Below are 9,956 nucleotides of genomic sequence, written 5' to 3'. Positions count from 1 at the left end.
TATTACCAACACGCTAGCAAATGCTGCATTAGATTCATTCACAACTACAGTGCAAAAAACCTTGAAATCAGGTGATAAAGTAACTTTGGTTGGTTTTGGTACTTTCTCTGTATCTAAGCGTGCTGCCCGTACTGGACGCAATCCGCAAACAGGTGCCCCTTTGAAAATTAAAGCAAAAAAAGTTGCTCGTTTTAAAGCCGGTAAAGACCTTTCTTCAAAAATTTAATTTATTTGAAGAAATAGTTTTAAAAGCAGGAGTTCAAGCTTCTGCTTTTTTATTTGGGAAATATTGTGCATTTTTGCATTCATTATAAAAATTAATAAAAAATAAAAATGGGAAGAGGAGATAAAAAAACAAAGAAGGGAAAAATTTTTATGGCTTCTTTTGGTAAATGCCGTCCAGCAAGACCAGCTAAAGCTAAAAAAGCAGAAGCTGCAAAAAAAGATTAGGCGATTCGCACTTTTTAATTGCAAACTAATTGAGCGGTAACTTTTAGGAATGAAAGTTTTGCCGCTTTTTTATTTTATAGAAGATATTTTTTGCTTCTATAAAAAGCACAGGTATGTAAAAGAAGAAAGTTTTTCTTTACTTAATCGTTGGAATTGCCCAGCCAGAAAGGCGATTTTATTTATTTAAAAAATATCTGGTCGCCAACTCATACCCGATCAAACCAAGTCCGGCTATCGTACCGTTGCATTTGGCTGAAACGAGTGAGATTTTTCTAAATTCTTCACGAGCGTGAATATTACTTATATGAACTTCAATAACGGGCGTTTTGATCGCCGCAATGCAGTCGCCGAGTGCCACAGAAGTATGCGTGTAACCCGCCGGATTTAAAACTATTCCATCGAAATCAAATCCGACTCTCTGAATTTCATTAATGAGTTCACCTTCTACATTTGATTGATAATAATGAAATATAACCTGAGGGAATTTTGATTTCAATGCTTCGAAATATTGTTCGAAGGTAAGTGAGCCGTATATTTCAGGTTCTCTTGTGCCTAATAAATTTAAGTTGGGTCCGTTGATAATAGCTATTTGCATAATTTCTTTTTTAGAAGATGGTGGCGTGAAATTAAGTATTTAAATGATGAATCCTTTTTCTCCTACTTCTGAAAAAAAATGTTTTAAAAAGGTAAGCATAAAATTATGTCTTTCTTCAGCCATTGCTTTTCCTCTTTTTGTATTCATTAAATCCTTTAGCAGCAGGAGTTTTTCATAAAAATGATTGATGGTAGGGGCGGTCGTATTTTTATAGGCTTGTTTAGATTGATTAGGATCAGGTAGAATATCAGGGTTGTACAACGCTCTGTTTTTAAAACCTCCATAGTTAAAAGCGCGTGCAATGCCTATGGCACCCATGGCATCTAGTCTGTCCGCATCTTGTACGATATCGAGCTCTATAGAACTGAAACTGCGCCGCTCTTTCCCTCCTTTGAAAGAAATATTCTGTATAATTTGCGTTACGGAAGAAATAGTAGGCTCGTCTACCTGTTCATTTTCCAAAAAGCGACGCGCTGTAGTCGAGCCAATAATTTCGTCGCCGTCGTGAAATTTACTGTCTGCAATGTCGTGGAGTAAAGCTGCCAGAGACACTATTTCTTTATTACAATCTTCTGTCTTTGCAATTTCTAGTGCGTTGGTCCATACACGCTGAATGTGCAACCAGTCATGGCCTCCTTCGGCATTTCGCAAAGTTTGCTGTACGAATTGTTCGGTATTTTTTATAAGCGAGGTATTCATTGGGCCAAAATTACATAATTGGGAAGGAATTATTGAGGTTAAGGACAATTTAGGGCAATTTATGGCATGTAGTGCTGGTCAGTACACCTGAACTTCCAGACATCAATGAATTTTTAAATGGGGCATTCGGAAAGCATCCTTGTATTTACTAATCTGGTGCAAGCCGTGCACGAAAGTTATCTCAACAATTGCATTGTGATGTTTTGTAATTTTTAATTTCTGCAAGCGGATGCCAGTAAGTAGAATTTTGTACTATTTTTCAACACCAAGAGGGGTTATACTACAAATCTGTTAGTTAAAGTTCTCCTTTACAGTTTATAGATTAATGCGTCTTGTGCATGAAAGAACTTATGATGAGTAGGGCACTTACCAATACGAGCCCCCAATAAACATATCTAAAAAAAGAACCGTCCCTTAATCTATGATTGATATATCTCCCGATAAAAATGGCCGGAATGGCTGTAACTAAACTTGTTGCCGTATATTGATATACTTCGAAATTGATAAGCCCTTTGAAGTAATACCCGGCCAAACTAATAAGGCTTACGGGGAAAAAATAGGCTTGCAATGTTGCTCTGAAATGTTTAGCGCTCCAATTTCTTTTTTTTCCGTAGATCACCAAGGGAGGTCCGTTTAATCCACAAGCACCCCCTAAAATTCCTGATAAAAAACCGCAGAAAAACAGCCAGAGCTTATTATCTTTTCCGGGTGTGTTATGACCCGTGGCAAAAAGTGAATAGAGCGCAAAAATCAGTATTAATACCCCTAATCCGATCTTGATAAAACGTTCATTTCCGTAAACTAGAATTGCAACGCCTATAGGCAATCCAAGTACCGCATAAAATATTAACCACTTTGCACTATTAAAATGAATTTTTTTGTGGTCTTGTACGACCACCACAAACGCGATAATGACAGATAGCATAACCGATAATGGCACGGCAATCTCTATGGGCAAAAAGAGAAGAAATAATGGTACAGCCACTAAAGATTCGCCAAATCCAAATGTTGACCTTACCAGGGACGCAATAAAACTAATAAGAAGAATAAGAGAAATCGTTGGATTCATCTTTGATTCTATTGAAAGGTTACTTCGATATAGGGTGAGGACATATGAATAAATAACAAGTACAAAAAAGCCCATTTCTTCCGAAGTGGGCCATTGATAGATTCTTTTAAATACTATTTGATATTTTTCTTTATTTCTTTGATGAAGTCATCAAACAAATAACGGCTATCGTGTGGACCAGGGGTTGCTTCCGGATGATATTGTACACTGAAAACAGGTTTGTTAATCATTCTAAAGCCCTCAATACTTTCGTCATTAAGATTAACATGCGTAACTTCTAACTCTTTGTGTTCGTTGATCTTATCGGCATCCACAGCAAAACCGTGGTTTTGTGTGCTTATTTCGCTCAATCCGGTGATTTTATTTTTTACCGGATGATTAAGTCCACGATGACCTAAGTGCATTTTATAAGTAGGTACTCCATTGGCTAAAGCCAATAACTGATGGCCCAAACAAATTCCAAAAACAGGAAGACCTTCCTGAATAATTTCTTTTACGGTTGCTATCGCGTAAGGCATCGCAGCCGGATCACCAGGACCATTAGAAAGGAAATAGCCGTTGGGGGAGAACTCTTTTAATCTTTTTAAAGGAGTATGTGCCGGATGTACTCTTACGTGCGCTCCACGATTAGTAAGATTTTTTAAGATATTCATTTTGATGCCAAAATCTAGCACGGCAATTTTGATTGGTGAGGTTGGATTACCTAATTCATATTCTTCTTTAGTCGTTACTTCGTCTGCTAAATCCAGTCCTTCCATTTCAGGTACTTTGGCAAGCTTAGCTTTCAATTCCTCTATATCTGTTATCTCTGAAGAGATGATGCAGTTCATTGCACCTTTGTTGCGAATGTAGGTAACCAGGGCGCGGGTATCTATATCCGCGATGGATACAATATTATTTTTAATAAGATAGTCGCTTAAAGAGCTATCTGCTTGAATGCGAGAATATTTATCTTCAAGATTGCGACCAATTAATCCCTTTATTTTTACTGAGGAGCTTTCTACATCTGTATTTTTCGTGCCGTAATTTCCAATATGTACATTGTTCATTATGAGTATCTGGCCGTAATAACTTGGGTCGGTAAATACTTCCTGATAGCCGGTCATTCCGGTATTGAAGCATATTTCACCTGCCGCGGTGCCTATTTTTCCAAAAGATTTTCCGTGAAGGACATGCCCATCGGCTAAGAGTAAGATGGCGGGAGTTGCTGACATTTCTATAAATTTTCGTTGTGCAAAAAAAACGCATTTTGATGACTTCTCCTATATTTTTTATGCAAAAGATGGCACAAAAAACGACAATCTGAAGAATTGTCGCTTATAAATAAGAAATATATTATTTGCCTATATATGATTATTTGTCAGATTTCGCGACCACGTCGCCGTTGATAACTAAGTTCACAGGTCGGTTAAATTGAGCGAATTTTACATCTACCATTTTTACAAAATGACCCATGGCTTGAGCATTATAAGTAACTTCGATGTCCCCTTTTTTACCAGGTAAAATGGGAGCTTTAGGGTAAATGGGCGTAGTGCAACCACAGGTAGCGGTAGCTGTTTCAATAATCAAAGGCGTTTTACCTTTGTTTTCAAAAGTAAATTTTGTGGTTGCCGGAATACCATGTGGAATATTCCCAAATTCATGTTTTAGTTCATTAAAATGGGCTTGTGGCACAGCCGTATTTTTGATGCTATCTTGTGCTTTAAGAGCAGTCGTACAAATAAATAGTATCACAACAGCGAACAATATTTTTTTCATTTTTTTAGAATTTTTATGTTTGATAATTGAAAGTATAAAAAGTTTATTTTGTTGCAGATTCTTTTTTGATGCCGTTTCCCCTAAAGCGAAGTATGATTACAAAGGGTTTTCCTTTGTCCTGAAATAATACACTCATGGTTTTATTGAGCTTCCCTTCAGTATATCCATTAAACCCAATATGCATATTAATTGAACTGTCAGGCGCATAATTTCCGACCTTATATTCGGGCGTTGTACAACCGCAACTAACAACCACATTAGTGAGTTGTAAAGTATCTTCACTAATATTTTTCATTTTTACGGAATATCCAATAGCTTTGCCGTAGGTAAAATTGCCAAAATTGTGATCTGCATCATTAATTTGAATGTATTTATAACCATTGATTGGAGGCGCGACTTTAACTGATTGAGCGTTTATTCCTCCTATACATAATATAAATATAATTAATATATTTAATATATTTGTTCTTTTCATGAAGGGTTATTGCATTTATTGTTCCAAAAATTTGGATCCATGATGAAAACAAAAATAGGGTTATCATTTGTTTTATAAAAATACTTTTCAGTTTTAAATGGATTTTTAACTTTGCTTTCTATGCGTTGGATGACTGTAAAACAAAGAGAATCGTTAAACGAATTCTCTTATGCCACTTATATATATAACATTATTGTGAATGATTTTTTGTCGCGTGGTGGTATTGTATGTGAATTACAGGACGACGAAAAATTAAATACCCATACCTATGGGAAAAGAGATACATTGTATGTAGTAGACGCGCCCGACGATAACGAAATAATGATGAAACTTTGGTATGCTGTCCATTTACCGAAGATTATAAAACAGTTAAATGTCGAAAAGATTATTTATTTAAATGGCTTATTAGGGTCTCATAAAATGATTCGGCAGCCCCAGATAATGATGCTATTTGGGATGGAATATTTTATCAATCCAAAAAAGGCCACTCGGTGGCAGCAATTGAGTTTAAAGCGTATTGCTCAAAATGTGACTAATGCTTCACTTGTATTTACCTACTCCGCCTCAGCTATAGATACGCTAGGAACCATTTTAAATGTAGGACTTTCAGCCAAAATAAAAACCTTACAGCCCGTCCCTCATGATAGTTTTAAGATATTGTCGTGGGAGGATAAAGAGTTGACAAAAGAGAAGTTCAGTAAAGGTTGTGAATACTTTTTGTTGAAATCAAGTGGAGACAACATAGATGAAATCCTTATTTATCTGAAAGCATTTTCTTATTTTAAAAAATGGCAGAATAGCTCGATGAAATTGATCATGTTGATGGATGTAAAAATCATCAACAATATCGTTTTTAAAGAAATGTTAGACTCTTATTATTTCAGAGACGACATTATTTTATTTTCAGAATTATCTCGATCTGAATATCATTTGTTGTTAGCCTCAGCTTATGGATTTTTGATGCTTACCGGTAGAGATAGTGATTTGCCTTACGTATTTGAGTCTTTGCAATGTAACACATTAGTCATGACTTTCGATTCTCCTTCCATTAGAGAGTTGGCAAAAGATGCGCCCTATTTTATCGAAGGCAAATCATTTAGCGAAATAGGACAAGCTATGATTGATGTTTATAAATCAGAGAATATGCGATTGGTCCATATCCGAAACGGGCTGCATATTTCTTCAAGTTTTAGTTATGAGTCTAATAAAAATATATTAATGAATTGGCTTCAGGAATCTTAATTCTATAATATTTTGTACTTTTTCTGATAAGCTATAAGCCAGGCTGTTACTATGTTATACGTATCTATACCCTGCGGTTGTTGATTGGCTTTTAAAAACTCACTATAAAGATAAGTTGTGCCTCTTTCTACGGGGTTTTCATGTGCCAATAAATATTTTCTCAAATATTGTAAATCTGTTTTTACCAAGGTGTCTAGTTTTGCATAATTTTCTTTGGCAAGTGAAGAATCTCTAAACCACAACTCATTATTGGCATATCTATATAAATCCAGATAGGTAGAATATTTAAACAACACATCTTCTGATTGGGTAGCCGCTAAATATCCTGTAAAGTTCGCCTCGTCTTCCGTCGCATAGCCTAACTGATGTGCCATTTCATGACAGGTGACATAGGGTAATACAAATTTTGGTAATACAGTATTTACTTGTGCTTCGCCGGTAAATGGATTGTAATAGCCGCTATAGCCTAGATAACTTCCCAAAGTGTTGTACACGGGTACTTTGATGCTAGGATTTTGGTAGTGCAAAAAAGGATATTTTTTTTCAATATTATGATAAGCTTGCACAGCTTCATTAAAAATAGTGGTGGTATTTGGGTATTTTATTTTTTCCCCCAGTGCTAATCTGTTTTCATTTGTTTTGTGGATTAATGTTTGTGTGAGTGAATCTAAGGCCTGCGTAGAATAATCGCTGGTTGGATTTAAATGTAGTTGTGAAGAGATGCCGAGTCGATTATAATTTAATCCCCATAAAGCGTTAAATAGGAAATAGACAAAAAAGAACCAGAAAAGAATTGTATAAATAGACGCTTTCGCATATTGCTTAGTCAATTGCTTTTTGAATACTTTTTTGAAAAATCTAAATAATCGGATTACTAAAAATAAACCAAATATCGTGTACAAAACATCTCCTATGCTTATCGGCAGGCGCCCGGTTAAACGGCGTAATGCACTACCAATTAGAGGGTACAGGCCATTCGAATAATATTGCTCGACTAATCCCTTATTTGTAGAAAATAGATGAAGGCAAATGGATAGAATGCCTAATATGATTAATGCAATATTTTTTTTATTATAAAAAAATGTCTTCATCAAAATTTTTTCTAAGATAGCATATTTATCCAAAAAATATGGATCAATCTAACGGTAAAAATGTATTAAAATAGCGGCATCCTATAATGACTAAAACTTATGTACCTTCATCCCCCTTTATAGAAAAATGAACTAAATATGACCGCTGAATACCAAAGATTATTCGCAAATGCCAAAACAGAAATTCCTCTTGAAAAATGGGGCCCATATCTCTCTGAAAGACAATGGGGTACCGTAAGAGAAGACTATAGTGAAAATGGAGATGCCTGGAATTATTTTCCTTTCTCACACGCGTCCAGTCGAGCTTACCGTTGGGGGGAAGACGGACTAGCCGGCATTTCTGATATGTTTCAAAACCTTTGTTTTTGTGTTGGGTTATGGAATGGCAAAGATGATATTTTAAAAGAACGGCTGTTTGGCTTGGGCAATTATGACGGTAATCACGGAGAGGATGTAAAAGAACTTTATTACTATTTAGACAATATTCCGTCGCATTATTACATGCACTACTTATACAAATATCCACACCAGAAATTCCCTTACGAGCAATTGATTGAAGAGAATAAAAGACGCTCCCCCTTAGAACCTGAATATGAGATTTTAGATACCGGTGTTTTCAACAATGATGCTTATTTTGATGTGTCTGTTATTTATGCAAAGTATGCTAAAAATGATATTGGGATAAAAATCGAAATTAAGAATCGTGGTTTAAGCTCAGCGCCGATAACTGTTTCGCCAACTTTATGGTTTTATAATCGTTGGCAGTTTGACGCTTCTATCCCGAAACCCAAAATGGTAAGATCAGGCGACAATGCTGTATGCGCAGAGCATTCGCGCTTGAGTGATTATTACTTTTATTTTCCGCCCACAGAAACTAGCTACTTTACCGAGAATGAAACGAATTATAAAAAGCTTTTTGGTTGGGAAAATAAATATCCCTTTACCAAAGACGCTATTGAGCAAGCTATTGTTCATAAGGAAAATGTGAAGGCTTTAAAAGCCAATACAGAGGGTACAAAATTTTCACCTGTATATCATTTGCATCTGCGGGCAGGAGAGACTAAAACCATTTATTTACGCCTGTCTAATGAAAAAATTGAAGAACCTTTTGAGAAAGGATCTGAATATATTTTTCAATTAAGAAAGGGCGAAGCAGATGAATTTTATAAGTCTATCATACCACAACATCTATCCAACGATATTAAAAATATTCAGCGTCAGGCGTTTGCAGGGTTGCTCTGGAATAAGCAATATTATCATTTTGATATAGAAAAATGGTTATCGCAACCAGACGGTATAGTTCAAAATAATGATGCGCGTAAAAAAGGCCGTAATTGGGATTGGCAACATTTAAAAAATCAGGATATCATATTGATGCCTGATAAGTGGGAATATCCTTGGTACGCTGCTTGGGATTTAGCCTTTCATTGCATTGCCATTGCGCGTATTGATGTGGTTTTCGCCAAACACCAGCTGGCGTTGATGATGCGCGAGTGGTATATGAAACCCGATGGCCAGTTACCTGCATATGAGTGGAGTTTCAGCGACGTGAACCCACCACTGCAAGCTTGGGCCGCGATGGAAATATATCATATTGAAAAGCGGCAAAAGGGGGTAGGTGATGTTGTTTTCCTGAAAAGAATTTTCCAAAAATTATTAATCAATTTTACATGGTGGATTAATAGAAAAGATCCCAATGGCAATAATATATTTGAAGGAGGCTTTTTGGGATTGGACAATATCGGCGTCTTTAATAGGAATATGCCTTTGCATAGTGAAATGGCATTGGAACAAGCCGATGGCACCAGTTGGATGGGGATGTATGCATTGAATATGATGGACATGGCACTGGAAATATCATTGTACGATATTTCATTTGAAGATACGGCTACCAAGTTTTTTGAACATTTTGTATTAATTGCCGAGGCACTCAATGAGTTGGGTATGTGGAATGAAGAAGATAAGTTTTATTACGATACATTGGCTGTAAAAGATGATCAACCACTTCACTTGCGCATTCAAAGCATTGTGGGTCTGACAACCATGTTCGCAGTTTCAGTAATTAAAAAGCAGGCATTGCATCATCTGAAAGATTTTACAAAGCGTATTTCTTGGTTTGAAAATTATCGAAAAGAAAACAATAAATTTTGGCCCAACGAAGAAAAACATGGTAGTGATAGAATATTATTATCACTTATACCTAAAGAGCGCCTGGTACATCTGCTGCAAAGAGTTTTGAATGAAACAGAATTTTTAAGTGAAGGCGGCATTAGAGGGCTCTCAAAATATCATGAACATCATCCATATAAGGTGACCATTGACGGCGTAGATTATGGTATTCAATATGATCCGGGAGATGCTACGTCTGATTTTTTCGGCGGGAACAGCAACTGGCGCGGTCCTATTTGGATTCCTATTAACTATCTGCTTATTCAAAGTATTGTAAAATATGGGCGCTTTTATGGAGATAGTTTACGGGTGGAATATCCGACGGGTTCAGGAGAAGAACTTACCTTAACGGAGATTGCGACTGAACTCACCAAACGTGTCATCAGTTTGTTTTTAAAAGATGAAAAC

The 9,956-nt window shown here is 36.2% G+C and carries 11 protein-coding genes; 4 read left to right on the top strand and 7 right to left on the bottom strand.

Translation table 11 applies throughout. The annotated features are described in order from the left end of the window. The first annotated feature begins 1 nt into the window (after position 1). Together ACQR30_RS05410 and ACQR30_RS05405 are read left to right on the top strand one after the other, a co-directional pair. The gene (locus ACQR30_RS05410) at positions 2–226 is read left to right on the top strand and encodes an HU family DNA-binding protein (RefSeq protein ID WP_429732383.1); all 225 of its coding nucleotides are present in this window, start codon (positions 2–4) and stop codon (positions 224–226) included. Positions 227–333: 107 nt separating this feature from the next. After that, positions 334–450 (top strand): 30S ribosomal protein THX, encoded by a 117-nt coding sequence (locus ACQR30_RS05405; protein ID WP_119985128.1) that lies wholly within the window; start codon positions 334–336, stop codon positions 448–450. A 175-nt stretch (positions 451–625) separates the two neighbouring features. Here ACQR30_RS05405 and aroQ read toward each other — a convergent pair whose 3' ends face one another. The 6 genes from aroQ to ACQR30_RS05375 all read right to left on the bottom strand — a co-directional run bounded on the left by aroQ (position 626) and on the right by ACQR30_RS05375 (position 5,046). After that, positions 626–1,045 (bottom strand): type II 3-dehydroquinate dehydratase, encoded by a 420-nt coding sequence (aroQ, locus tag ACQR30_RS05400; protein WP_429732379.1) that lies wholly within the window; start codon positions 1,043–1,045, stop codon positions 626–628. 39 nt (positions 1,046–1,084) lie between these two features. After that, a complete protein-coding gene (locus ACQR30_RS05395) occupies positions 1,085–1,744 on the bottom strand; it encodes an HD domain-containing protein (protein WP_429732376.1) in 660 nt (219 codons plus the stop codon). 322 nt (positions 1,745–2,066) lie between these two features. Continuing rightward, positions 2,067–2,813, bottom strand: coding sequence for a sulfite exporter TauE/SafE family protein (locus ACQR30_RS05390; protein WP_429732373.1), 747 nt, complete (start codon positions 2,811–2,813; stop codon positions 2,067–2,069). A gap of 113 nt (positions 2,814–2,926) precedes the next feature. Next, on the bottom strand, positions 2,927–4,027 hold the full coding sequence (carA, locus tag ACQR30_RS05385) for a glutamine-hydrolyzing carbamoyl-phosphate synthase small subunit (RefSeq protein WP_429732370.1): 1,101 nt from the start codon (positions 4,025–4,027) through the stop codon (positions 2,927–2,929). A 139-nt stretch (positions 4,028–4,166) separates the two neighbouring features. Then, entirely contained in the window at positions 4,167–4,571 is a 405-nt protein-coding gene (locus ACQR30_RS05380) for a DUF1573 domain-containing protein (protein ID WP_429732368.1), read from the bottom strand. 43 nt (positions 4,572–4,614) lie between these two features. After that, the gene (locus tag ACQR30_RS05375) at positions 4,615–5,046 is read right to left on the bottom strand and encodes a DUF1573 domain-containing protein (protein WP_429732365.1); all 432 of its coding nucleotides are present in this window, start codon (positions 5,044–5,046) and stop codon (positions 4,615–4,617) included. A gap of 120 nt (positions 5,047–5,166) precedes the next feature. Between ACQR30_RS05375 and ACQR30_RS05370 the strand changes: the two genes are divergently transcribed. Further along, on the top strand, positions 5,167–6,288 hold the full coding sequence (locus ACQR30_RS05370; protein WP_429732362.1) for a hypothetical protein: 1,122 nt from the start codon (positions 5,167–5,169) through the stop codon (positions 6,286–6,288). 2 nt (positions 6,289–6,290) lie between these two features. Here the strand turns inward: ACQR30_RS05370 and ACQR30_RS05365 are convergent, their stop codons facing one another. Continuing rightward, positions 6,291–7,379 (bottom strand): DUF3810 domain-containing protein, encoded by a 1,089-nt coding sequence (locus tag ACQR30_RS05365; RefSeq protein WP_429732360.1) that lies wholly within the window; start codon positions 7,377–7,379, stop codon positions 6,291–6,293. Positions 7,380–7,517: 138 nt separating this feature from the next. Between ACQR30_RS05365 and ACQR30_RS05360 the strand changes: the two genes are divergently transcribed. Beyond that, on the top strand, positions 7,518–9,956 hold a 2,439-nt coding region (locus ACQR30_RS05360; protein ID WP_429732357.1), incomplete at its 3' end, for an MGH1-like glycoside hydrolase domain-containing protein.

The sequence above is a fragment of the Arachidicoccus sp. genome, from assembly GCF_050436765.1.
In the GTDB taxonomy this organism is placed as follows: Bacteria; Bacteroidota; Bacteroidia; order Chitinophagales; family Chitinophagaceae; genus Arachidicoccus.
Note: the sequence above shows the minus strand (reverse complement) of the source record. Positions and strands in the feature narration are given on the sequence as shown.

Excerpts from the sequence above, each read along its gene's own strand:
- ACQR30_RS05395 (WP_429732376.1), bottom strand. The coding sequence starts at position 1,744 with ATGAATACCTCGCTTATAAAAAATACCGAACAATTCGTACAGCAAACT.
- ACQR30_RS05380 (WP_429732368.1), bottom strand. The coding sequence starts at position 4,571 with ATGAAAAAAATATTGTTCGCTGTTGTGATACTATTTATTTGTACGACT.
- ACQR30_RS05365 (WP_429732360.1), bottom strand. The coding sequence starts at position 7,379 with ATGAAGACATTTTTTTATAATAAAAAAAATATTGCATTAATCATATTA.
- ACQR30_RS05370 (WP_429732362.1), top strand. The coding sequence starts at position 5,167 with ATGCGTTGGATGACTGTAAAACAAAGAGAATCGTTAAACGAATTCTCT.
- carA (WP_429732370.1), bottom strand. The coding sequence starts at position 4,027 with ATGTCAGCAACTCCCGCCATCTTACTCTTAGCCGATGGGCATGTCCTT.
- ACQR30_RS05405 (WP_119985128.1), top strand. The coding sequence starts at position 334 with ATGGGAAGAGGAGATAAAAAAACAAAGAAGGGAAAAATTTTTATGGCT.
- ACQR30_RS05390 (WP_429732373.1), bottom strand. The coding sequence starts at position 2,813 with ATGAATCCAACGATTTCTCTTATTCTTCTTATTAGTTTTATTGCGTCC.
- ACQR30_RS05375 (WP_429732365.1), bottom strand. The coding sequence starts at position 5,046 with ATGAAAAGAACAAATATATTAAATATATTAATTATATTTATATTATGT.
- aroQ (WP_429732379.1), bottom strand. The coding sequence starts at position 1,045 with ATGCAAATAGCTATTATCAACGGACCCAACTTAAATTTATTAGGCACA.